Raw genomic sequence first — 23,247 nt, forward strand, 5'->3', positions numbered from 1 at the left:
GCCAGAAATTGTCAAAGTGGATCAAAAACGAATCAGACGAGCGAGGTCATTGAACAAGGCGATCATCGACAGCGCGACGATGCAGACCAGGCCCGCCCTTTGCAGAACAAGCTGCCAGCGATCGGATACTGCCTTGCCGGTAACAGCCTCAACCAAATAATATAACAGATGCCCACCGTCCAATACCGGAATCGGTAACAAGTTCAACACTCCGAGGCTGATGCTGACGAGCGCCAGAAACGAAATGAAGGCTGTCGCACCGAGCCTTGCGCTCTTGCCCGCATAGTCGGCGATCGTGACAGGCCCCGAGAGATTCTTGAGCGATGCCTCGCCGGTGATCATCCGCCCGAACATGCGCAGCGAGTACAGGCTGATGTCCCACGTGCGGTTCACGCCGAGGTGCAGGCTCTCGAGCGGCCCGTAGCGTACGTCCACGGTCGGCAACTGATTGGCGAGCGCAGCGCCGATACGGCCGACTTCCTTGCCCATCGAGGCATCGCGCTTCAGGTCCGGCACGATCAGCACGGAATCCCGTTTGCCGTTGCGCTCGATCACGAGCGTCACCGGCTTGCCCCCGTGTGCCTTCACGTAATCGATGAAGCTCGTCGCGTTGTCGACGCCACGGCCGTCGATCGAGCGCAGCATGTCGCCCGCCTTCAGGCCGCTCTTCTGCGCCGCGCTGCCCGCCTCCACACCCGCGACCGTCAGTGTGCCGCCGCCCGGCGCGAAGCCGAGCTTGTCCATGAAGTCCTGATCGGCTTCTGCATCGGTGATGCCCGCGACCGTCACCGGAAAGTCGAAGTTGCCGTCGTGGGTCTTCGCCGTCAGCACGATGCGGCGATGATCGAACGACGCGTCGAGCATTTTCCAGCGCAGGTCGGACCAGGAACGGATCGGATGCGTCTCGCCGCCTTGCGCGTCGCGCATCGAGAGAATCGTCTCGCCGCCTTCGAAGCCCGCGCGCGCCGCTGCGGTATCGGGCGCGGGCTGCGAAACGATCGCCGCCGGCTCGGTGACGCCGCCCGCGAACACCGCGGAAAAAAGCGCGATCGCGAGCAGGAAATTGGCAATGGGGCCCGCGGCGACGATCGCGATGCGCTTGCCCACGCTCTGGCGGTTGAAGGCGCGCGGCAGGTCCTCGGCAGGGATCGTCTTGCCGCTCTCGGGATCGACCTCGCGCTCGTCGAGCATCTTCACGTAACCGCCGAGCGGCAACGCCGCGATCGTCCATTCGACGCCCGTCTTCTTGTTGACCCATTGCACGAGCGGTTTGCCGAAGCCCACCGAGAAACGCAGCACTTTCACGCCGCACAGTCGCGCGACGCTGTAGTGACCGAATTCGTGGACGACGACGAGCACGCCTATCGCGACGACGAAGGCGACGATTTCGGTCAGAAAGTTCATGACGGCCTCAATGGGCGATGGGTTCGGCGCCTGGCGCGCTCGCGGTGAGCTCTGCGACGAAACGGGATGCGAGACGGCGCGCGTCGGCGTCCGCGGCGAGGACGTCGGCAAGCGTCGCGGCGCTCGTGTTCGGCAACGCGTTCAGCACGCGGTCCACCACGTCGCCGATCGCCATGAAGCCGATGCGGCGCTCGAGAAACGCCTCCACGGCGATCTCGTTCGCCGCATTCAGCGCGGCGCTCGCAATGCCGCCCGCTTCCAGCGCAGCAATCGCCAGCGCGAGGCACGGGAAACGCGCAAAGTCGGGCTTTTCGAACGTCAGCGTCGCGATCTGCGCGAGATCCAGCGGCGCAACACCCGAATCGACACGATCAGGATACGCCAGTGCATGCGCGATCGGCGTACGCATGTCGGGATTGCCGAGTTGCGCGAGCACCGAGCCGTCGGCGTAGGCGACCATCGAATGGATCACGCTCTGCGGATGAATCAGCACTTCGATGCGCGAGCCGGGCAGATCGAACAACCAGTGCGCCTCGATCACTTCGAGGCCCTTGTTCATCATCGTCGCGGAATCGACGGAAATCTTGCGGCCCATCGCCCAGTTCGGATGCTTCACGGCCTCTTCGGGCGTGACGTTCACGAGCGTCGAGGGCTCGCGCGTGCGGAACGGGCCGCCCGAGGCCGTCAGGATGATCTTCGAGACGCCGCCATGCAGCTTCGCTTCCTTGTCCGCGCAAGGCGGCAGGCACTGGAACACGGCGTTGTGCTCGCTGTCGACCGGCAGCAGGATCGCGCCGTTGTCGCGCACCGCGTCCATGAAAATCTGGCCGGACATCACCAGCGCTTCCTTGTTCGCGAGCAGGATGCGCTTGCCGGCGCGCGCGGCGGCGAGCGTGGGCGCAAGGCCCGCTGCACCGACGATGGCCGCGACGACCGTGTCGCATTGCGCCGCGCGGGCGACGTCGACGAGCGCTTCGGGGCCGTGCGCCACTTCGGTCTTGCATCCCTGTGCGCGCAATGCAGCCGCGACGCGCGCGGCCGTTTCGGCGTCGCCGACGACCGCCACTTCGGGCTGGAATTTCAGACATTGGGCGACGAGCTTGTCGCCGTTTCGGTGGGCGGTGAGCGCGTAGACCGAGAAGCGGTCCGGATGCCGCGCGACCACGTCGAGCGTGCTGTCGCCGATCGAGCCCGTGGAGCCGAGCAATGTGAGACGTTTTTGCATAAATTCTTCTCTAGCCGATTAGCCAAGCATGAGCAATGCAATCGGCAATACAGGCAATAATGCGTCGATGCGGTCGAGGACGCCGCCGTGACCCGGCAAGAGGCCGCTCGAGTCCTTGACGCCCGCCTGGCGCTTGAGCAGCGACTCGAACAGGTCGCCGACCACGCTGAACGCGACCAGCACGGAAAGCGCGACGAATGAGCGATCCCAGCCGAGATGCCCGACGAATGCAGTGAATACGGTGGGCGCATAAAAGCCGGTGGCGGCGGCGATCGTGCCGATGATGATAACGGCGAGCCACCCGCCGATGGCGCCCTCCCAGGTTTTTCCCGGGCTGATCGACGGTGCGAGTTTGTGGCGGCCGAGTGCTTTTCCGGCGAAGTATGCGCCTATATCAGCCAGCCAGACTACTAGCAGAAGCGATAGCACGAACGCCACCCCGCGCGTGCGCGCGTCGACCACCGCGTGCCAGCAGGCGAGAAACACGACGATCCCGGCGAAAAGCAGGAACGCGCGCCACGCGTGCGCGGCGAGTGTCGGCTTGCGCAACAAGGCGTAGGGACCGGCCAGCACCCAGAAGATCCCGGCCATCTGGTAGAGCGGCGTCGATTTGATGCCGAGAAACGTGCTGAAAACGAGCGCGAGCCCCGCGACGAGCGCGTAAGCCACCGGCCCCGCACCGTTCAGCTTGAGCAGCCGGCCCCATTCCCATGCCGCGAACACGACCACGAACCCGATCAGCGCCCCGAACGCGCCGATCGGCGCGAACAGCGTGATCGGCACGAGTACCGCGAGCAGGACGATTGCCGTGATGACACGGGTTCTTAGCATGAAAGAGTGTCGGCGTTCTGCGATTGGGAAGCGAGTTGCGCGCTCGTGCGCCCGAAGCGGCGTTCGCGGCCGCCGTAAGACGCAATCGCGCGATCGAGGGCGTCGGCGTCGAAGTCGGGCCAGTAGGTGTCGGTGAAATAGAACTCGGTGTACGCGAGCTGCCACAGCAGAAAGTTGCTGATGCGCTGCTCGCCGCCCGTGCGGATGAAGAGATCCGGCTCCGGTGCGTAGGCCATCGCAAGATGCGCGGCGAACGATTCGTCGTCCACGCGCGCGGGCACGCCAGTCTCCAGGGACTCGGCGATGAGTTTTTTCGTCGCCTGCATGATGTCCCAGCGCCCGCCGTAGTTGGCGGCGATGGTCAGCGTGAGGCGGGTGTTGCGGGCCGTCTTGGTCTCGGCGCGTTGAATGAGCGCGCGGATGCGGTCGTCGAACATGGAGATGTCGCCGACCACGCGAAGACGAATGCCATTCGCATGGAGCTTGCCGATTTCGCGCTCGAGCGCGGTCACGAACAGACGCATCAGGAAGGACACTTCGTCGGTCGGACGGCGCCAGTTTTCGGAGCTGAACGCGAAGAGCGTGACGAATTCGACGCCGCGCCGTGCACAGCTTTCGACGGTCGCACGAACCGCATCGACGCCGCGCGTATGACCGGCGACGCGCGGCAGACGCCGCTCCGTCGCCCATCGGCCATTGCCGTCCATGATGATCGCGACGTGGCGCGGGACAGCCGCGACATCGGGCACGGTAACGGTAGAGCTGGTATAGGTCATGGCCGCTGAATCTGGGAATCTGAAGGAGTGAGAGCCAGCCCGAAGCATGCACGTCCAAGGCTGGCAGGACCGTTTCTACGGCCTCACACCGTCATGATTTCGGATTCTTTGGTCTGAACGAGCTTGTCGATCTCGGCGACGAACTTGTCGGTGAACTTCTGCACTTCGTCGCTTGCACGGCGCTCGTCGTCTTCCGAGATCTCCTTGTCCTTCACGAGTTTCTTCAGTTGATCGTTCGCGTCGCGGCGCAGATTGCGCACGGCGACCTTGGCGGTTTCGCCTTCGCTCTTCACGACCTTCGTGAGCTCGCGGCGGCGCTCTTCGGTGAGCGCGGGCATCGGCACGCGGATCAGGTCGCCCTGCGTGGCCGGGTTCAGGCCGAGGTCCGACTCGCGGATCGCCTTCTCGATCACCGCGACCATCTTCTTTTCCCAAGGCTGTACGCCGATCGTGCGCGCGTCGACGAGCGTCATGTTCGCCACTTGGGAGATGGGCACGTTCGAGCCGTAGTAGTCGACCTGGATGTGGTCGAGCAGCCCCGTGTGGGCGCGGCCCGTGCGAATCTTGGCGAGATCGGCCTTGAACGCTTCGATCGACCGCTGCATCTTCTGGTCGACGCCTTTTTTGATGTCAGCCACACTCATTTTGAACCTCCAAACCTGGGTTTTACCGGCGATAGCGGCGCATTGTCGCGCGAGGCTTTCCGCCCACGGCGCGGCGCCTGATATCGCGAGAGTTTACACGTGGACGAGCGTCCCTTCGTCGTCGCCCTGCACGATGCGCTTCAATGCGCCCGGCTTCGTAATCGAGAAGACGCGAATCGGCAGCTTCTGGTCGCGGCACAGTGCGAACGCGGTGGCGTCCATCACCTGAAGATTTTTGCCGATCGCCTCGTCGAAGCTGATCGTGCTGTAGCGCGTAGCGTCCGGATCCTTCTTCGGGTCGGCGGAGTATACGCCATCGACCTTCGTCGCCTTCAACACCACTTCGGCGCCGATTTCCGAGCCGCGCAGCGCCGCCGCCGTGTCTGTCGTGAAGAACGGGTTGCCCGTGCCGGCCGCGAAGATCACGACCTTGCCCTCTTCCAGTTGACGGATCGCGCGGGGACGGATGTACGGCTCGACGACCTGATCCATGCGCAGCGCCGATTGCACGCGCGCCTCGATGCCCGCGTGGCGCATGGCGTCCTGCAGCGCGAGCGCGTTCATCATCGTGGCGAGCATGCCCATGTAGTCCGCGGTCGCCCGGTCCATGCCGGCCGCGCCGCCCGCGACGCCGCGGAAAATGTTGCCGCCGCCGATCACGACGGCCAGTTGCGTCCCGATCCGCACCACCTCCGCGACATCCGCCACCATCCTTTCGATCGTTGCGCGATTGATGCCGAAAGCATCGTCGCCCATCAAGGCTTCGCCGGAGAGTTTGAGGAGTACGCGTTTGTAGGCTGTGGGCATATGAGGTTCCGATCGCGCCGAGGAGGGTTGCAACAACGTAGAACTGTAGGGGTGAAACATTACTTACCGCAAGCGGGCCGGATCGGGCGGCGGGCGCGATAGATCAGGGTTTACCCTAGTCTACCGCGCCCGCTGCGCGTGCGAACCGGATCGCTGAATTCTTGCGGCGGAGCACTCCGCCGCCGTACTGCAGGCTCGACGCGGCCGCGTCATGAGAGCACGCGCGGCTTAAGCGAGCCTTAGCGTGCCTTAGGACTGCTTGGCCGCCGCGACTTGCGCCGCCACTTCGGCCGCGAAGTCGTCCTGCTTCTTCTCGATGCCCTCGCCGACCACGAACAGCGCGAACTTCTGCACCGACGCGCCTGCTGCCTTGAGCATCTGCTCGATCGTCTGCTTGTCGTTCTTCACGAACGGCTGGTTAAGCAGCGACACTTCCTTCAGATACTTCTGGATCGAGCCGTCGACCATCTTCGCGACGATTTCAGCCGGCTTGCCCGACTCGGCGGCCTTCTGCTCGGCGATGCTGCGTTCCTTGGCGATCAGGTCGGCCGGAACTTCGTCCGACGACAGCGAGACCGGCTTCATCGCGGCGACGTGCATCGCAACGTCCTTGCCGACTTGCTCGTCCGCACCGGTGAACTCGACCAGCACGCCGATGCGCGTGCCGTGCAGGTACGACGCAACCTTGTTGGCGGAGTCGAAGCGCACGAAACGGCGGATCGACAGGTTTTCGCCGATCTTGCCGACGAGCGCGAGACGTACTGCGTCGACCGTCGAGCTTTCGAGCGGCAGTGCCGACAGCGCGGCGACGTCAGCCGGGTTCTGCTTGGCGACCAGTTCGGCGATCGTCTTGCCGAAGGCCAGGAAATCGTCGTTCTTCGCAACGAAGTCGGTTTCGCAGTTCAGCTCGACGAGCGCGCCCACGCCGCCTTCGACGTGCGCCGTCACGATGCCTTCAGCCGTCACGCGCGATGCCGCCTTGCTCGCCTTGTTGCCGAGCTTCACGCGCAGCAGTTCTTCCGCGCGCGCCATGTCGCCGTCGGCTTCCGTCAGCGCCTTCTTGCATTCCATCATCGGCGCATCGGTCTTCGCGCGCAGTTCTGCCACCATGCTTGCGGTAATTGCCGCCATCATTCGCTCCTTGAGTCTGTTTGATACGTGCCGCCGGCTTTTGAAACTCGCCCACGACAGAAAAATGGGCACTGCTCTCGCGCCGACTAAAAAAAAGGGGCCTTTCGCAAAGCCCCCTTTTTTGTCGGCCGCAGGGCTCGATTACGCCTCTGCGTTGACCTCGACGAACTCGTCGCCTTCGCCGTTGCGGACAGCCTGGACGACTTCGTTCACCGCGTTCGCGCGGCCTTCGAGGATCGCGTCGGCAACGCCCTGAGCGTACAGCGCGACCGCCTTGGAGGCGTCGTCATTGCCCGGGATCACGTAGTCGATGCCTTCCGGCGAGTGGTTCGTATCGACCACGGCGATGACCGGAATGCCGAGCTTCTTCGCTTCGGTCACGGCAATCTTGTGGTAGCCGACGTCGATGACGAACATTGCATCAGGAATGCCGCCCATGTCCTTCACGCCGCCGATGGACTTTTGCAGCTTGACCATTTCGCGTTCGAACAGAAGCGCTTCCTTCTTGCTCATGCGCTCGGTTTCACCCGATTCCAGCGCCGCTTCCATGTCCTTCAGGCGCTTGATCGAAACCTTCAGCGTCTTGAAGTTGGTCATCATGCCGCCGAGCCAGCGGGCGTTGACGAAGGGCATACCGGCGCGCGCTGCTTCCTGCGCGATCGTGTCGCGCGACTGGCGCTTCGTGCCGACGAAAAGGATCGTGCCGCGGTTCGCTGCCAACTGGCGCACGTACTTCAGCGCATCGTTGTAGAGCGGCAGGGTCTTTTCGAGGTTGATGATGTGAATCTTGTTGCGATGACCGAAGATGTACGGGGCCATCTTCGGGTTCCAGAAGCGCGTTTGGTGACCGAAGTGGACACCGGCTTCCAGCATTTGACGCATCGTGACTGCCATGGAAATTCTCCGCGAGGGTTAGGTCTTAAGCCGGCTGCCGCATCCCGCGCCCGGTAATTTGCATTTTCCGGACGCCGGACACCCTGGGTGCGCCGGCTTGCGTATCGACTTGAACATTCAGTTCCAAGCCGCGATCCACGCTTGCTTTACCGCTACAAGCCGATTGTCGTACGAAATCGTGACGGCAATATGGATTGCGACTTAGCCTTCGAGTATAGCATGTGAGGATTGAACGGCTCAAGCCGCACGATCGATCCGAACTCCGCGCAACTACGACGCAAAAACCGCGCGAACACCGCGAGCGCCTCCTGCCGACGGCTTGCCGCCCCGCCGCCCGCCTCCAACTATCCGGGTGCGGCACATTTCTTAAGGTGCGATAATGCCGCTTTCGCGGCTCACTGCCGCATACACGCAATTCCGGGCCAAGTCATGTCCATTACGCTGAAAAACGAACACGATATCGCGCAGATGCGCGTCGCCTGCCGGCTCGCCAGCGAAGTGCTCGATTTCATCACGCCGCATATCGCTCCCGGCGTGACGACCGAGGCACTCGATCGCCTCTGCCACGAATATATGGTGAAGGAACAGGGCACCGTTCCCGCACCGCTGAATTACCAGCCACCCGGCTATCCGCCGTACCCGAAGGCCACCTGCATCTCCGTGAACGACGTGATCTGTCACGGCATCCCCGGCGAAAAGGTGCTGAAGAACGGCGACGCGCTCAATATCGACATCACCGTCATCAAGAACGGCTATTTCGGCGACACGAGCCGCATGTTCATCGTCGGCGAGGGTTCGATTCTCGCCAAGCGCCTCGTGCAGACGACCTTCGACTGCATGTGGCTCGGCATCGACCAGGTGCGCCCGGGCGCGCATCTCGGCGATATCGGCGCGGCGATCCAGAAGCACGCCGAATCGCAGGGCTACAGCGTCGTGCGCGAATATTGCGGCCACGGCATCGGACAGGTGTTCCACGAGGAGCCGCAGGTGCTGCACTACGGCCGTCCGGGCACGGGCATCGAACTGCAGGCGGGCATGATCTTCACCGTCGAGCCGATGATCAACGCCGGCCGCCGCGAAATCCGCACGATGCCGGACCAGTGGACCGTCAAGACGCGCGACCGCAGCCTTTCGGCGCAGTGGGAGCATACGGTGCTCGTCACGCCGACCGGCTATGAAGTGCTGACCGTCTCGGCGGGCACCCAGGCGCCGTCGCAGTTGATCGCGGCGACGGCCTGATCCCGCATCCTTCGGCGCCCGCCGTGTCTGCACGCGGGCGTGTCCTTTTCGCTGCTCCTCGCCACTTCCGTCTATGAGCGTCATCGCCGCCGTCGCCACGCCCTGTGAAACGTTGCGCACCGCCTACAAGGCGGCGAAAGCGGCGCTCATCGAACGCTTTCAGGCGACGTCGAATGTCGAGCCGCTGATGCACGCGCTCGCCCGCGCCACGGACGACGCACTCAAAGGCGCCTGGTCCGCGTGCGACATGCCCGAGAGCGCCACGCTCGTTGCGGTCGGCGGCTACGGGCGCGGCGAGCTCGCGCCCTTCTCCGACGTCGACATCCTCGTGCTCCTGCCCGACGCATCGCCGCAAACGGGCGATGCGGAACTCAACGGCCGCGTCGAGCGCTTTATCGGCATGGCGTGGGATCTGGGGCTCGATATCGGCAGCAGCGTGCGCTCGGTCGAGCAATGCATCGCCGAGGCGGGCAACGACATCACCGTGCAGACGTCGCTGCTCGAAGCGCGACGCATCTGCGGCGATACGCAGCTTTTTCAGCGTTTCTCGGCGCGCTATCGCGAGACGCTCGATCCGCGCGCGTTCTTCCAGGCGAAAGTGCTGGAAATGCGCCAGCGTCACGCGAAGTTCCAGGACACGCCTTACAGCCTGGAACCGAACGTCAAGGAAAGCCCCGGCGGGCTTCGCGATCTGCAACTGATCCTGTGGATCGCGCGCGCGGCGGGTTTCGGCAGCAGTTGGCGCGAACTCGACACGCGCGGGCTGATCACGGAGCGCGAGGCACGCGAGCTGCGCCGCAACGAGGGCTTTCTGAAAGCGCTGCGCGCGCGCCTTCACGTGATCGCGAAACGCCGTCAGGACATTCTCGTTTTCGATCTGCAGACGCCGCTCGCCGAAAGCTTCGGCTTCGAGGCGACCACCGCCAAGCGAGCGAGCGAGCAGTTGATGCGTCGCTATTACTGGGCGGCGAAGGCGGTCACGCAGCTCGCGACCATCCTGATCCAGAACGTCGAAGCGCAGCTCTTTCCGTCGACGAGCGGCATCACGCGCGTCATTTCAGGACGCTTCGTCGAGAAGCAAGGCATGCTGGAAATCGCCCGCGACGATGTTTTCGAGCGCGAGCCGCACGCCATTCTCGAAGCCTTTCTGCTGTACGAGCAGACGCGCGGCATCAAGGGATTCTCCGCGCGCACGCTGCGCGCGATCTACAACGCACGCGATCTGATGGACCGCAACTGGCGGCGCGACCCGGAGAACCGCCGCCTTTTCATGGAGATCCTCAGGCAGCCCGAAGGCATCACGCACGCGTTTCGCCTGATGAACCAGACGAGCGTGCTCGGGCGTTATCTACTGAACTTCCGGCGCATCGTCGGGCAGATGCAGCACGATCTGTATCACGTCTATACCGTCGATCAGCACATCCTGATGGTGCTGCGCAATCTGCGGCGCTTCGCGATCGCCGAACATGCGCACGAGTATCCGTTCTGCAGCCAGCTGATGGGCAATTTCGAGCGTCCGTGGGTGCTGTATGTCGCGGCGCTCTTTCACGATATCGCGAAGGGTCGCGGCGGCGACCATTCGACGCTCGGCATGGCCGATGCCCGCCGCTTCTGCCGCGAGCACGACATCGGGCAGGAAGACAGCGAGCTCGTCGTGTGGCTCGTGCAGCAACATCTGACGATGAGCCAGGTCGCGCAAAAACAGGACACGAGCGATCCGGAGGTGATCAAGCAGTTCGCCTCCGTCGTGAAGACGGAGCGACGGCTCACGGCGCTGTACCTGCTGACGGTGGCCGATATCCGCGGCACGAGCCCGAAGGTCTGGAACAACTGGAAAGGCAAGCTGCTCGAAGACCTCTTCCGCGCGACGCAGGCCGTGCTCGGCGGCGCGCAGCCGGACACGCATTCGGAACTCAAATCGCGCCAGGAAGCCGCACTTGCGCTGCTGCGCCTCGAGACGGTTCCGGAAGGCGCGCAAAAGCGTCTATGGGATCAGCTCGACGTCGGCTACTTTCTGCGTCACGATCCGGCCGATATCGCGTGGCAGACGCGCGTGCTTTACAGGCACGTCGCGAGCGAAGAGCCGATCGTGCGCGCGCGGCCCTCGCCCATCGGCGCGGCGTTGCAGGTGCTCGTGTATCTCAAGGATAGGCCCGACCTTTTCGCCGGCATCTGCGCGTATTTCGACAAGAACGGCCTGTCCGTGCTCGATGCGCGCGTAACGACGACGCGCCACGGCTATGCGCTCGATAACTTCCTCGTCGCCCATCCGGATCACGACGGGAGTTATCGCGACATCGCCAATCTCGTCGAGCAGCAACTGGCCGCGCTGCTCACGGACGAGCGCATTCTGCCGGAACCGTCGAAGGGACGCGTGTCGCGGCTCGTGCGGACGTTTCCGATCACCCCGCGCGTGGACCTGCGTCCCGACGATCGCGGCCAGTACTACATCCTGTCCGTGTCGGCCAACGACCGGCAGGGCCTTCTTTATTCGATCGCGCGCGTTCTGGCGCAACACCGGATCGGCGTGCAGGCGGCACGGATCAACACGCTCGGCGAACGCGTCGAAGACGTGTTTCTCCTCGACGGCAAGAGCCTGTCGAACAACCGCACCCAGATCCAGGTGGAAACCGAACTGCTGCGCGCGATCGCAGCCTGAGACTTTATGCGCGTCAAACTGACAGCCAAACATCCGCGTCCCACTTCGGCGACGCGCTCGCCGGTTCGGGCCGGCACGACCACCGGGCGCAAGCCCGTTCGCGCGCCGGCGCCGGAGGACGCGCGTCCGAAGCGCGCGAGCCAGCCGGCCGACAAGCGCAGCGACGCGCCGCGTGAGCCGCGCGCTTTCAAGCCGCGTGGCGACGATTCACGTCCGGGCTCCGGTCCGCGCAAGTCGTTCGAAGGCCGTCCTCCGGCACGCGGCGAGCGCCCATCGGGCGGCGACGAGCGTCGCCCGTTCAAGCCGCGTGGCGAGGATTCGCGCCCTGCTTTCAGTGAACGTGGCCCGCGCAAGTCGTTCGAAGGCCGTTCAGCGCCGCGGGGCGAGCGCGCGCCGGGTGGCGATGAGCGTCGCCCGTTCAAGCCGCGTGGCGAGGATTCGCGCCCTGCTTTCGGTGAACGTGGCCCGCGCAAGTCTTTCGAAGGCCGTCCTCCGGTACGCGGCGAGCGCCCATCGGGCGGCGACGAGCGTCGCCCGTTCAAGCCGCGCGGCGAGGATTCACGCCCCGCTTTCGGCGAGCGCGGCCCGAGCAAGTCGTTCGAAGGCCGGCCAGCGCCGCGTGGCGAGCGCGCGCCGGGCGGCGATGAGCGTCGTCCGTTCAAGCCGCGTGGCGAGGATTCGCGCCCTGCTTTCGGTGAACGTGGCCCGCGCAAGTCGTTCGAAGGCCGTCCAGCGCCGCGTGGCGAGCGCGCGCCCGGTAGCGATGAACGTCGTCCGTTCAAGCCGCGCGGCGAGGATTCACGCCCCGCTTTCGGCGAGCGCGGCCCGCGCAAGTCATTCGAAGGCCGTCCAGCGCCGCGGGGCGAGCGCGCGCCCGGTAGCGATGAACGTCGTCCGTTCAAGCCGCGCGGCGAGGATTCACGCCCCGCTTTCGGTGAGCGCGGCCCGCGCAAGTCTTTCGAAGGCCGTCCAGCGCCGCGTGGCGAGCGCGCGCCGGGTAGCGATGAGCGTCGCCCGTTCAAGCCGCGCGGCGAGGATTCGCGCCCCGCGTTCGGCGAACGCGGCCCACGGAGATCCGCCGAAGACCGCCCGTTCAAGTCCCGGGAGGATCGCGCCTCGGAAAGGCGTCCCGCCCGCCGTGATGAGAACGACCGACCGTTTGCCAAACGCGACGACCGCAAGCCCGCGCCGAAACCCGCCGCGCCCATCGTCGAATCCGCGCCGAAGCACCGCGATCACCACGACGGCCTCGTGCGCCTGTCCAAAGTGATGTCTGAACTCGGCCTGTGCTCGCGCCGCGAAGCCGACGAATGGATCGAGAAAGGCTGGGTGCTCGTCGACGGCGAAGTCATCGACACGCTCGGCACGCGCATCCGACCGACGCAGAACATCGAGATCCTGCCCGCCGCGCATTCCGCGCAATCGCAACTTGTCACGATCCTGCTGCACAAGCCGGTCGGCTACGTGTCGGGTCAGGCGGAAGACGGCTACGAGCCGGCAGTCACACTCATCAGCCAGGCCAATCACTGGGACGAGGACCGCTCGGGAATCCGCTTCGTGCCGAGCCACCTGCGCACGCTCGCGCCCGCAGGCCGTCTCGACATCGATTCGACCGGGTTACTCGTGCTGACGCAAGACGGCCGTATCGCCAAGCAACTGATTGGCGGCCATTCGGAAGTCGACAAGGAATATCTCGTTCGCGTGCGCCTCGGCGAGCATACGGTCGATGTCGACCAGCATCTGCCCGCTGAAAAGCTCGCGCTCTTGCGTCACGGCCTCGAACTCGACGGCGTCCCGCTCAAAACGGCGCAAGTGAGCTGGCAAAACGGCGAACAACTGCGCTTCGTGCTTCGCGAAGGCAAGAAACGGCAGATTCGCCGAATGTGCGAGCTGGTCGGGCTGGAGGTCGTCGGCCTGAAGCGCATTCGCATGGGCCGCGTGACGCTCGGCACGCTGCCGGCCGGTCAGTGGCGCTATCTCGGTCCGAACGAGACCTTCTAGGCAACCCGATATCCCGCACCCACGTCAGAGCGAACGTGCGTGCGGGATGATGTTGCGTCGCAAAAATACGACGTTCCAGCGAATAAATCGGCACGATGCAGGCTCGATCGTGCCTTTTCGTTTTCAGCCGCTTTTTGGCTAAAGAAAATGAGTCATCGATCCGTTACACCGATCAGGCGCACGCGCAGCGCGCGGCCGCGTCGATCGGGTGAACGGCAGCAGGATCAGCAGCATTGAACGGCATTGATGGAGAATCGCCATGTCAGTTGAGATCATCGTTCGTGAGACGGGAACCGGTCTGGAGATCGTGAGCGGCCGACGACGGCTCGAAGCCTTGCTCGCCCTGCGCGACGAAGTCGTCGTGATGAGCCCCGGCGTCGGTGAAATGGTGATCGCCCGTCTGCCCGACGGACGCCTGCAGGCATCCGCGAATCCGGAACATGTCGCGCTGTTCCGTCAACCCGATATCACCGGCAGCCCCCAAACAATGGCGTAAAGAAAAGGCCGCTTCTCGCGAACGCGGCCTTCTGGCTTCTCGCCGATTCCTTGCCATTCGAACCGCGCAGCGTCACTCGTCGCGCGCCGGATCCAGTCCGGGAAAGAGCACTTCCGTGAAGCCGAACTTCGAAAAGTCGGTGATGCGCATCGGGTAGAGCTTGCCGATCAGATGGTCGCACTCATGCTGCACGACGCGCGCATGAAAGCCGTCCGCGAGCCGCTCGATCGCGTTGCCGTACTGATCGAAGCCCTGGTAGCGGATCATCGAGAAGCGCTGCACCGCGCCGCGCAAGCCCGGCACGGACAGGCACCCTTCCCAGCCCTCCTCCATGTCATGCCCGTTCGGCATGATGATCGGATTGATGAGCACCGTCTCGGGCACCGAAGGCGCGTCGGGATAGCGCTCGTTTTGCCCGAAGCCGAAGATCACCACCTGCAGATCGACGCCGATCTGTGGCGCGGCGAGGCCCGCCCCGTTGGCGTCGCGCATCGTGTCGAACATGTCCTGCACGAGCGTGTGCAGTTCGGGCGTGTCGAAATGCTCGACCGGCTGCGCGATGCGCAAAAGCCGCGGATCGCCCATCTTCAGTATTTCGCGAATCATGGAGTGACTCCTTCCAAAAGCTTACGCATGCCGTCTTCGTCGAGGACGGGAACCCCGAGTTCCTCCGCCTTGGCGAGCTTGCTGCCCGCTTCCGCGCCCGCCACGACGTAGTCGGTCTTCTTCGATACCGAGCCGGCCACCTTCGCCCCGGCCGTCTCCAGCATTTCCTTCGCGTCCTCGCGCGACAGCGTGGGCAGCGTACCGGTCAACACGACGGTCTTGCCGGCCAGCACGCCTTGTGGCGCCTTCGGCGCGGGCGGCCCTTCCGGCCACGACAGCTTCACGCGCAACTGCTCGATCACGTGCTGGTTGTGTTCTTCGCTGAAGAAATTGTGGATGGCCTCGGCGACGATAGGGCCGACATCGTTGACTTCGAGCAGCTCTTCGACCGATGCAGCCATGATCGGATCCAGCGAGCCGAAATGCTTGGCGAGATCTTTCGCCGTCGATTCGCCCACGTGCCGGATGCCGAGCGCGTAGATGAAGCGCGCGAGTGTCGTCTTGCTCGCCTTCTCCAGCGAATCGATCAGGTTCTGGGCAGATTTGTCCGCGAAGCGGTCGAGCGCCGCGAGGGTCGAGAATCCGAGGTTGAAGAGATCGGCCGGCGTGCGCACGAGGTTCTGGTCGACCAGTTGATCGATGATCTTCTCGCCGAGCCCGTCGATATCGAGCGCGCGGCGCTGCGCGAAGTGCCACAGCGCCTGCTTGCGCTGCGCCGGACAGAAAAGGCCGCCCGTGCAACGCGCGATCGCCTCGTCCGGCAGGCGCTCGATCTTCGAGCCGCAGACGGGGCACTCCGTCGGCATGACGAATTCGCCCGCATCGGCGGGACGGCGCTCGAGAATCGCGCCGACGACCTCGGGAATCACGTCGCCCGCGCGGCGCACGGTCACGGTATCGCCGATGCGGATATCCTTGCGCCGGACTTCGTCTTCGTTGTGCAGCGTCGCGTTCGTGACGGTCGCGCCGCCGACGAACACCGGCGCGAGACGCGCAACCGGCGTGATCGCGCCAGTGCGGCCGACTTGCACGTCGATCGCGAGCAATTCCGTCAGTGCTTCCTGCGCCGGAAACTTGTGCGCAAGCGCGAAGCGCGGCGCGCGCGATACGAAGCCGAGCTTGTCCTGTTCGTCGCGTCGATCGACCTTGTAGACGACTCCGTCGATGTCGTACGGCAGCGTGTCGCGCTTCTCGCCGATCTTGCCGAAGAAGCCGAGCAGGCCCTCCGCGCCTTCGACCACGGCGCGCTCCGCATTCACCGGCAAGCCCATTTCCTTGTACCAGTCGAGCAGCGCCGCGTGCGTGGCGGGCATTTCCACGCCATCCAGCACGCCGATGCCGTAAGCGAAGAACGACAGCGAGCGCTGCGCGGTCATTTTCGGATCGAGCTGACGCAATCCGCCTGCAGCGGCGTTGCGCGGATTCGCGAATTCACGCTGCCCGGCGTCGCGCTGACGCGCATTCAGGCGCTCGAAGTCGCGCTTGAACATCAGCACTTCGCCGCGCACGTCGAGGCGCTTCGGCACGTTCTTGCCCTTCAGCGTGAGCGGAATCGAGCGGATGGTGCGCACGTTCGCCGTCACGTCTTCGCCCGTCGCGCCATCGCCGCGGGTCGCGGCCTGCACGAAATGGCCGTCGTCGTAGCGCAGGGAAATGGCGAGGCCGTCGAATTTCAGTTCGCACGCGTACTCGACGGGCGTGTGGCCCAGCGCGTCGGACACGCGCTTGTCGAATGCCGCGATGTCTTCGTCCGCGAAGCCGTTGTTGAGCGACAGCATCGGCACGTCGTGAACGACTGGTGTGAAGCCCTCGGCGACTTCACCGCCCACGCGCTGCGTCGGAGACTCCGGCGTAATGAGATCCGGATGAGCGCTCTCGATGCCCTGAAGCTCCTTGAAGAGCGTGTCGTATTCGGCATCGGGCAGATCCGGTTGATCCAGCACGTAATACGCGTAGTTCGCGCGCTCCAGTTCCGAGCGCAGCCACGCCGCGCGCTCGGCCGGACGATCGGCGCTGGGCACGGCGGCTCCCGACTTGGCGGTGGCGGCGGATTCGGCTTTTGTTTTGGCGGACATGCGGCTTCGGGAAAGTGGATAAGTCAGTCAACCGACCGTTCGATTGTCTCAGAAGATCGGTAAATCGTGGCATCGGCCGAACGGCCTAAGTGCGGGCGTCGGTGCGGCAGCGCGCACGCAAAGAAAAGCGCCCCGTCTGGGGCGCGATTCGCTCGCAGCATACGCGCGCGGCTGACCGCGCGCCGCGAAATTACTGGCTGAAAAGACGCCGCGTCGCGGGCGAGCCGGCCGACATGCCTGCCTGCTCCAGCTTCGCGTACAGCGTCATCAACTGCTTTTCGATGGCGAGCAGCGCGGACTCGGGCAGCGGCCGGCGCTGATCGTCGACGACGCGCGCGCCGATGCGCTCCGACAGCGACTTCGCGTAATCGCACATGAGGCGGAACGGCAGGATGTCTTCATCGGCGACGGGCACGTCGAGCACCAGCGTGATCATCTGGCCGCCCTTGTAGGTGAGGTCGTCGCGCAGGAAGTTCGTGTCGCCGAACTGGAGCATGAAGACGGGATTCTGCTTCGCGTCGAGCTTCACGAAGCGCGTGCCGTCGCGCGACAGCAAAAGGCCGTCTTGCGACGCCACCGCCTGCACGTAATTCGCCGACCACGGCGCGCCGTCGGAGAGGATGTTGATCGAGAGTTGCGCGTCGCATTGCGCGGCGAACGCGTCCAGCTCGCGCGCCATGCCGACGGTTTCCATCATGTCGGGGAACTCGGGTGCGCCGTCGATCGCATCGGCAAGCCGCTGCACGCCGGTCACGAACTCCGAGAATTCGAGCTCGTTGAGCGGGCCGCTGCGGTTGGCGAGTTGCGCGGCCGCGCGCAACTCCTCGTAACGCACGCCGTTGCGCGGCAATTCCCACGCGCTCTCGCCTTCCGCCTTGCCTTCGATCGTCACGGGCTTCGTACCCGCGCGACGCAGACGCTGCGCCAGCGGAATCACGCGATCGCCGGCCACTGGAGCGGCGAGTCGAATCGGCACGACGCAATCGATGCGTCGATCCACGACCGCCGGCGGCGCCGACGAAATGGTCGTCGCGGCGGGCATCACCGGTTCGTTGCGTTCATCTTCTTCGCCGACGCCTGGCGCTTCTTCGGCGACGCCGTTGGCGGAGGTCGCCTCGGCCTGGAGATCGACGGCGGTATCGGCGGGAGCGACGGTCGGAACGGCCGTCGACGCGTTTGCCGTGCCGAAGCTCGGCTCGACCCGCGTATCGCGCGGCTGATCGTCGCCGCCATCGACATCGCCCGCGACCGGCTCACGCCGTGACTGCCGTACCGGTTCGATGAACGGCTGCTCGTCGTCGGCTTCCTGGCGTGCGAGCGCGTCGGCCGCTTCGTCGGGCATCGGACGCGGCATCTTGCGACGCACCTTCGCGCCCTGCCACGCGTTGTACACGACCACGCCGCCCACCACCACGGCTCCGGCTCCAATCAAACCGAGTGTCAACTCGTCCATGCAGGCTCCATCATCCTTTTAAGTTACGAAGCGCCGCGCGATCTGTCGCACGCATCGCGCCGCGTTCCGGCTTCTCGCCGCCGCCTGGCCGATGCGCGCTACTCCGCGCCTTGACGCACGCCGCCGGATCGTCGTCCGGCCCTTCACTCGATCAATACTGTAGCGAACCGCGATGCATCAGCCGTTCTGCGCGAAGCCCGCCGCCGCTTCCATGTCCACCGCGACGATGCGCGACACGCCCTGCTCCTGCATCGTCACGCCGATCAGTTGCTGCGCCATTTCCATCGCGATCTTGTTGTGCGAGATGAACAGGAACTGCGTCTTGGCCGACATCGCGCGCACGAGGTTCGCGAAACGCTCGGTGTTGGCGTCGTCGAGCGGCGCGTCCACTTCGTCCAGCAGACAGAATGGCGCGGGATTCAGCTGGAACATAGCGAACACGAGCGCGGTCGCGGTCAGCGCCTTTTCACCGCCCGAAAGCAGGTGGATGGTCGAATTTTTCTTGCCGGGCGGCTGCGCCATCACCTGCACGCCGGCATCGAGGATTTCGTCGCCGGTCATGATGAGCTTCGCCTGCCCGCCGCCGAAAAGACGTGGGAACAGTTCACCGAAGTGACGGTTCACTTCGTCGAAAGTGCCTTGCAGCAGCGCGCGCGTTTCCTGGTCGATCTTCTGGATCGCGTCTTCCAGCGTGCCGATGGCGTCGTTCAGATCCGCCGACTGCGCGTCGAGGAAGTGCTTGCGCTCGGTCGCCGCCGCGAGTTCTTCGAGCGCGGCCATGTTGACGGGGCCGAGCGCGGTGATCGCGTTGTTCAGGCGCGTGACTTCGCCCTGCAGATACGAGGGCTTCATGTCCGGCGTGAGCTTTTCGGCGAGCTCGGCTTCATCGACGCCCGCCGCTTGCAACTGCTCGACGAACTGCTCGCCGCTGATGCGCGCGGCCTGCTCCTTCAACTGCAATTCGTTGATCCGGTCGCGCAGCGGCTGCAACGAACGTTCGGCCATGAGACGCTGCTCGTCGGCCTGACGCAGACGCGCGGTCAGATCGTCCAGCTCCACGCGCGCCGCATGCAGGGATTCCTCGCGGGCCGCGCGCACTTCGAGCGCGTCTTGCAGGCCGGTTTGCGCGGTCTGTTCGTTGATGGTTTCGAGTTCGGCGCGCGCATCTTCGAGCGTACCCGCGATGCGCTCGCTCTGCTCGTGCGCCGTATCGATGTTGCGCCTGTATTCGTCGATCTTCGCGGCGAGGCCGCGCACGGCGAAGCCGGCGTCGCTCGCGGCGCGTTCCAGTTCGCGCAGTTCGTGGCGCGCGTTCGTGAGTTCCTCGTCGAGCGATTCGAAGGCGAGCTGGTTGTCTTCGAAACGCGCCTGCAATTGCGCGATCTCGCCGTCGTGACGCTCGAACGCGGCTTCCGATTCCGCGCGCAATGCCCGCTGCTCTTCGACCTGCGCGGCGATTTCTTCCAGTTCCTCGCCGATCTGCGTATTGCGCTGCGTGTAGCGCTCGTGCGCCTGCGCGAGCTTGAGCACGTCCATCTGCAATGCGTGGACGCGCTGCGTCGCGCGCTCGGCAGCGGCGCGCGCTTCCGCGAGCGTCTGCGATCCCTGCGTGTGCGCGGCATCGGCGCGTACGGCGCTGGCTTTCGCTTCATCGGACAGCAAAGCCTGCGCACGCACCTGTTTCGTCAGGTTCTCGATTTCCTGGGCGCGCGCGAGCATGCCCGACTGCTCGGAATCCGACGCGTAAAGCTGCACGCCCACGCGCGTCACGACATGCCCCGCCTTCACGACGAACGCGGCGCCGTCCGGCAATTGATGGCGCGCGGCGAGCGCCTGCGCTATATCCTCGGCGACGAAGGTCGTGGCGAGCCATTCGTTGAGCACGGCGCGCAGGCCGGGATCGTCGATGCGCACGAGCGAAAGCAGCGAGCGCAAGCCTTGCGGCGTCTCGACCGGCTTGCCCGCGACAGGCGGCGAATAGAACGCGAGCTTGGCCGGCGGCGCATCGGTGGCGAAGGCCTTGACCCAGTCCAGATTCGATACTTCGAGCGCGGCGAGCCGCTCGCGCAGCACGGATTCGAGCGCCGCTTCCCAGCCGGTCTCGACGTGCAGCTTCTTCCACAGACGCGGCAGCGCGCCGAGCTCGTGCTTGTCGAGCCACGGCTGGATCTTGCCTTCGGTCTGCACGCTTTCCTGAAGCTGCTTCAATGCGGCGAGACGCGCTTCGAGCTGGTGAATCTGCGCGCTTTCCTTCTGCACACGCTCCTGCGCCGCGCGGCGTTCGGCGTCCAGCCGCGGCACGGTTTCCTGCGCATCGGCGAGGCGCGCTTGCGCCTGCGCGAGAATCTCTTCGTTTTCGGCGAGCTGCATGCGCAGCTCTTCGAGATGCGCTTCGTCGGGCGCATCCAGTCCGCTGGCTTCGCTCTTCAGCCGTTCCTGACGCTGCTGCAATTGCTGAAGCTGCTGATCCGCGTTGCGCTGATGCGCCGCTTCGAGCTTCAGCGCCTGTTCCGCGCGCGCGATGCCCGCGCGCTCTTCGTTCAGTTGCGCCTGCGCGTCGCGCCAGCGGGCTTCGAGCGCGGGCAGCGCGTCGTGTTTCGAGGCGGCGTTTTCCTGCGCGATCGCAGCCTTTTCCTCGCCTTCGGCGAGCGCTTCGGTCGCGGTATCGATTTCGTCGCGCGCCTTCTGCGCCTGCACCTGCCATTGCTCGCGCTGTGCGGTGAGCGCCGCGATCTGCGCCTGCACGCGATTGCGCGACTCGACGATGAAGCGAATCTCCGCTTCGAGCCTGCTCACTTCGGCATTGGCTTCGTAGAGCGAACCTTGCGCGCCCTGCATCGCGTCGCTCGCGCTGTAGTGCGCGACGCGCAGCGTTTCCAGTTGCGCCTCGACCTCGCGCAGGCGCGCGGTCTGCGCTTCGAGCTCGACCTGCGCCTCGCGGATCGCGCGCTGCTGACGTTCGGCTTCGTTGCCCGCTTCCTTCTTGCGCAAGAGCCACAACAGGCGCTGCTTTTCTTCGCCTTCGGCCTGCAGCTCCTTGTACTTCGTCGCGACGACCGCCTGCGCTTCGAGCTTCTCGAGATTGGTCGACAGTTCGCGGATGATGTCTTCGACGCGCGTCAGATTCTCGCGCGTGTCATGCAGACGATTCTCCGTCTCGCGGCGGCGCTCCTTGTATTTCGACACGCCCGCGGCTTCTTCGAGAAACACGCGCAGCTCTTCCGGCTTCGCCTCGATGATGCGCGCGATCATGCCTTGCCCGATGATCGCGTACGCGCGCGGACCGAGACCCGTGCCGAGGAAGATGTCCTGGATGTCGCGGCGGCGCGCGGGCAGATTGTTGATGTAGTAGCTGGAGGTGCCGTCGCGCGTCAGCACGCGCTTCACGGCGATTTCGCCGTAGCTGCTCCACTGCCCGGCGGCGCGGCCGTCGCCGTTATCGAAAATGAGTTCGACGCTTGCCCGGCTGCCGGGTTTGCGCGCGGTCGATCCGTTGAAGATCACGTCCTGCATCGATTCGCCGCGCAACTCGGAGGCGCGCGATTCGCCGAGCACCCAGCGCACGGCATCGATGATGTTGGACTTGCCACAGCCATTCGGTCCGACGACGCCGACGAGCTGGCCGGGGACCTGAAAATGCGTGGGATCGACGAAGGACTTGAAGCCAGCGAGTTTTATCGAGGTCAGACGCACGGCGATATCGCTGTTTTGAATGAGTGACGGAAGATGGATGGCAGACAGGCGCAAAGCACGGCCCGTCGATCGCATTCGGCCACGCAGCACGGTGTGCGCGAGAGGCCCGGCGAAGCGGACACCATCATACCATCGCGCGAGTCGATTTCTTTTTGCTTTCCCGTGTGTCTTCGACGATGTCGAGCGCCTCGGGCGCGGGCGGCGAGCGCGACGCGCCCTGGCGATGCACCCAGGCCGACAGCACGCACGCAACGACGATGCACGCGCCGCCCGCCCATTCGCGCGGGCCGGGCACCTCGCCCGCGAAGAGCCACGCCGACAGCGCCGTGACGACGAGTTCGAACAGCATGATGATCGACGCGCGATTGGCCGGAACGCGCGCGAGGCCGAGTTGCACGATCATGTTGTTGCCGGCGAGCACGATTCCGAGCCCGATCACGATCAACGTCACGGTGGGCAGGAGCGCGGCGGCGGGCGGCGCAGGCATCGGCTCGAACAGCGTGACGACCGACGCGATCAGCGCCGCGCCGCCGAAGATCACCGCCGTGCGCATCTCGGGCTTCATCGCGGGCAGCGTGCGCGTGACTTTCACCACGAGCACGTTGCTCATTGCGAAGCCCATGCCACCCATCAGACCCGCCCATTCCGCGAGATCGGCGGGCAGCGGCATGCCGAGTTCGGGCGACCACAGCATCGTCACGGCGCCCGCGAGCGACAACAGCGAAAGCGCGGCGTCGGCGCGGGTCAGACGTTCTCTCAGGATGAAGTGGGCGAAGACCGCGGTCCACGCGGGCGTGAGGTAGAACAGCAGCAGCACCCGCATCACCTGACCGTGGATCGCGCCCCACACGAAACCGATATTGGTCACGCCCGCCGCCACGCCCAGCGCGACGAGCAGCCAGTGCCAGGAAAGCGTGCTGATCGAGCGGCGCTTCGCGAACAGCACGAACACGCACGCGGCGGCGCTCGTCGTCGCGCTCGCGGCCGTGCCGGAGAGGCCCATCGCGGCGAGCATGCGCATCGGATACCAGACGAGGCCCCACACCGACGCGCCGAGCATGATCGCGAGTGTCGGCCATACATTGCGGAGGCTGCGGATCATGCCGGCGCTCCGCCCGTCGCGCCCTTTTCGAGCTTGTTCATTCGTACCGTGTCCTTCGCGGCGCGTGCCGCCGCCCGCTTGCGAGCCGGGGCCGCGCGCTATAATCGTCAGCTTGCTTCACGTCCGTTCGATGTCATCCGATGCCGCGCTCGCAGGCGCTTCGCGCTTCATTCATGCCTCGCGCGCATCGCTCACTGCTTACCGGTCACGC

Annotated in this window: 17 protein-coding genes; 4 read left to right on the forward strand and 13 right to left on the reverse strand. The window is 65.0% G+C overall.

The annotated features are described in order from the left end of the window. Positions 1-21: 21 nt before the first annotated feature. From rseP to rpsB, 8 genes are all read right to left on the reverse strand, one after another. Entirely contained in the window at positions 22-1,404 is a 1,383-nt protein-coding gene (gene rseP / locus U4Y90_RS01050; RefSeq protein ID WP_321791313.1) for an RIP metalloprotease RseP, read from the reverse strand. A 7-nt stretch (positions 1,405-1,411) separates the two neighbouring features. Further along, complete coding sequence (locus tag U4Y90_RS01055; RefSeq protein ID WP_321791315.1) at positions 1,412-2,629, reverse strand: 1-deoxy-D-xylulose-5-phosphate reductoisomerase; 1,218 nt, start codon at positions 2,627-2,629, stop codon at positions 1,412-1,414. Positions 2,630-2,647: 18 nt separating this feature from the next. After that, positions 2,648-3,460 carry a phosphatidate cytidylyltransferase gene (locus U4Y90_RS01060; protein ID WP_321791318.1) on the reverse strand — a complete coding sequence of 271 codons (813 nt, stop codon included), beginning with the start codon at positions 3,458-3,460 and terminating at the stop codon, positions 2,648-2,650. After that, the gene (gene uppS / locus U4Y90_RS01065) at positions 3,454-4,236 is read right to left on the reverse strand and encodes a polyprenyl diphosphate synthase (RefSeq protein ID WP_321791320.1); all 783 of its coding nucleotides are present in this window, start codon (positions 4,234-4,236) and stop codon (positions 3,454-3,456) included. Before uppS ends, U4Y90_RS01060 begins: the two co-directional genes overlap by 7 nt. Positions 4,237-4,319: 83 nt before the next feature. After that, complete coding sequence (frr, locus tag U4Y90_RS01070; protein ID WP_321791322.1) at positions 4,320-4,880, reverse strand: ribosome recycling factor; 561 nt, start codon at positions 4,878-4,880, stop codon at positions 4,320-4,322. A 93-nt stretch (positions 4,881-4,973) separates the two neighbouring features. Further along, the gene (gene pyrH, locus U4Y90_RS01075; RefSeq protein WP_321791324.1) at positions 4,974-5,687 is read right to left on the reverse strand and encodes a UMP kinase; all 714 of its coding nucleotides are present in this window, start codon (positions 5,685-5,687) and stop codon (positions 4,974-4,976) included. Positions 5,688-5,936: 249 nt separating this feature from the next. Then, a complete protein-coding gene (gene tsf, locus U4Y90_RS01080; RefSeq protein WP_321792536.1) occupies positions 5,937-6,818 on the reverse strand; it encodes a translation elongation factor Ts in 882 nt (293 codons plus the stop codon). Between the two features lie 141 nt (positions 6,819-6,959). After that, on the reverse strand, positions 6,960-7,712 hold the full coding sequence (rpsB, locus tag U4Y90_RS01085) for a 30S ribosomal protein S2 (protein WP_321791326.1): 753 nt from the start codon (positions 7,710-7,712) through the stop codon (positions 6,960-6,962). Between the two features lie 429 nt (positions 7,713-8,141). Here rpsB and map point away from each other — a divergent pair, with 429 nt between their 5' ends. The 4 genes from map to U4Y90_RS01105 all read left to right on the forward strand — a co-directional run bounded on the left by map (position 8,142) and on the right by U4Y90_RS01105 (position 14,107). Next, positions 8,142-8,951: a type I methionyl aminopeptidase gene (gene map / locus U4Y90_RS01090; protein ID WP_321791328.1), complete on the forward strand. Its 810-nt coding sequence runs from the start codon at positions 8,142-8,144 to the stop codon at positions 8,949-8,951. Between the two features lie 73 nt (positions 8,952-9,024). Next, entirely contained in the window at positions 9,025-11,610 is a 2,586-nt protein-coding gene (locus U4Y90_RS01095) for a [protein-PII] uridylyltransferase (protein ID WP_321791330.1), read from the forward strand. A gap of 6 nt (positions 11,611-11,616) precedes the next feature. After that, positions 11,617-13,611 carry a pseudouridine synthase gene (locus U4Y90_RS01100; RefSeq protein ID WP_321791332.1) on the forward strand — a complete coding sequence of 665 codons (1,995 nt, stop codon included), beginning with the start codon at positions 11,617-11,619 and terminating at the stop codon, positions 13,609-13,611. 259 nt (positions 13,612-13,870) lie between these two features. Then, on the forward strand, positions 13,871-14,107 hold the full coding sequence (locus tag U4Y90_RS01105; protein ID WP_321791334.1) for a hypothetical protein: 237 nt from the start codon (positions 13,871-13,873) through the stop codon (positions 14,105-14,107). Between the two features lie 72 nt (positions 14,108-14,179). Here U4Y90_RS01105 and def read toward each other — a convergent pair whose 3' ends face one another. The 5 genes from def to U4Y90_RS01130 all read right to left on the reverse strand — a co-directional run bounded on the left by def (position 14,180) and on the right by U4Y90_RS01130 (position 23,036). Then, complete coding sequence (def, locus tag U4Y90_RS01110; RefSeq protein ID WP_321791336.1) at positions 14,180-14,713, reverse strand: peptide deformylase; 534 nt, start codon at positions 14,711-14,713, stop codon at positions 14,180-14,182. Continuing rightward, on the reverse strand, positions 14,710-16,788 hold the full coding sequence (gene ligA, locus U4Y90_RS01115; protein ID WP_321791337.1) for an NAD-dependent DNA ligase LigA: 2,079 nt from the start codon (positions 16,786-16,788) through the stop codon (positions 14,710-14,712). The genes def and ligA overlap by 4 nt, the downstream gene beginning before the upstream one ends. Before the next feature lie 190 nt (positions 16,789-16,978). Further along, positions 16,979-18,241, reverse strand: a complete 1,263-nt coding sequence (locus U4Y90_RS01120) for a cell division protein ZipA C-terminal FtsZ-binding domain-containing protein (RefSeq protein WP_321791339.1) — start codon at positions 18,239-18,241, stop codon at positions 16,979-16,981. 177 nt (positions 18,242-18,418) lie between these two features. Then, entirely contained in the window at positions 18,419-21,934 is a 3,516-nt protein-coding gene (gene smc, locus U4Y90_RS01125; RefSeq protein WP_321791341.1) for a chromosome segregation protein SMC, read from the reverse strand. A 124-nt stretch (positions 21,935-22,058) separates the two neighbouring features. Next, complete coding sequence (locus U4Y90_RS01130; RefSeq protein WP_321791343.1) at positions 22,059-23,036, reverse strand: DMT family transporter; 978 nt, start codon at positions 23,034-23,036, stop codon at positions 22,059-22,061. Positions 23,037-23,247 lie beyond the last annotated feature (211 nt).

The sequence above is a fragment of the Caballeronia sp. J97 genome, from assembly GCF_905220305.1.
GTDB lineage: Bacteria > Pseudomonadota > Gammaproteobacteria > Burkholderiales > Burkholderiaceae > Caballeronia.

Bases quoted from the DNA above. Each gene is read 5' to 3' on its own strand.
- rseP (WP_321791313.1), bottom strand. From the start codon at position 1,404: ATGAACTTTCTGACCGAAATCGTCGCCTTCGTCGTCGCGATAGGCGTG.
- U4Y90_RS01055 (WP_321791315.1), bottom strand. From the start codon at position 2,629: ATGCAAAAACGTCTCACATTGCTCGGCTCCACGGGCTCGATCGGCGAC.
- U4Y90_RS01060 (WP_321791318.1), bottom strand. From the start codon at position 3,460: ATGCTAAGAACCCGTGTCATCACGGCAATCGTCCTGCTCGCGGTACTC.
- uppS (WP_321791320.1), bottom strand. From the start codon at position 4,236: ATGACCTATACCAGCTCTACCGTTACCGTGCCCGATGTCGCGGCTGTC.
- frr (WP_321791322.1), bottom strand. From the start codon at position 4,880: ATGAGTGTGGCTGACATCAAAAAAGGCGTCGACCAGAAGATGCAGCGG.
- pyrH (WP_321791324.1), bottom strand. From the start codon at position 5,687: ATGCCCACAGCCTACAAACGCGTACTCCTCAAACTCTCCGGCGAAGCC.
- tsf (WP_321792536.1), bottom strand. From the start codon at position 6,818: ATGGCGGCAATTACCGCAAGCATGGTGGCAGAACTGCGCGCGAAGACC.
- rpsB (WP_321791326.1), bottom strand. From the start codon at position 7,712: ATGGCAGTCACGATGCGTCAAATGCTGGAAGCCGGTGTCCACTTCGGT.
- map (WP_321791328.1), top strand. From the start codon at position 8,142: ATGTCCATTACGCTGAAAAACGAACACGATATCGCGCAGATGCGCGTC.
- U4Y90_RS01095 (WP_321791330.1), top strand. From the start codon at position 9,025: ATGAGCGTCATCGCCGCCGTCGCCACGCCCTGTGAAACGTTGCGCACC.
- U4Y90_RS01100 (WP_321791332.1), top strand. From the start codon at position 11,617: ATGCGCGTCAAACTGACAGCCAAACATCCGCGTCCCACTTCGGCGACG.
- U4Y90_RS01105 (WP_321791334.1), top strand. From the start codon at position 13,871: ATGTCAGTTGAGATCATCGTTCGTGAGACGGGAACCGGTCTGGAGATC.
- def (WP_321791336.1), bottom strand. From the start codon at position 14,713: ATGATTCGCGAAATACTGAAGATGGGCGATCCGCGGCTTTTGCGCATC.
- ligA (WP_321791337.1), bottom strand. From the start codon at position 16,788: ATGTCCGCCAAAACAAAAGCCGAATCCGCCGCCACCGCCAAGTCGGGA.
- U4Y90_RS01120 (WP_321791339.1), bottom strand. From the start codon at position 18,241: ATGGACGAGTTGACACTCGGTTTGATTGGAGCCGGAGCCGTGGTGGTG.
- U4Y90_RS01130 (WP_321791343.1), bottom strand. From the start codon at position 23,036: ATGATCCGCAGCCTCCGCAATGTATGGCCGACACTCGCGATCATGCTC.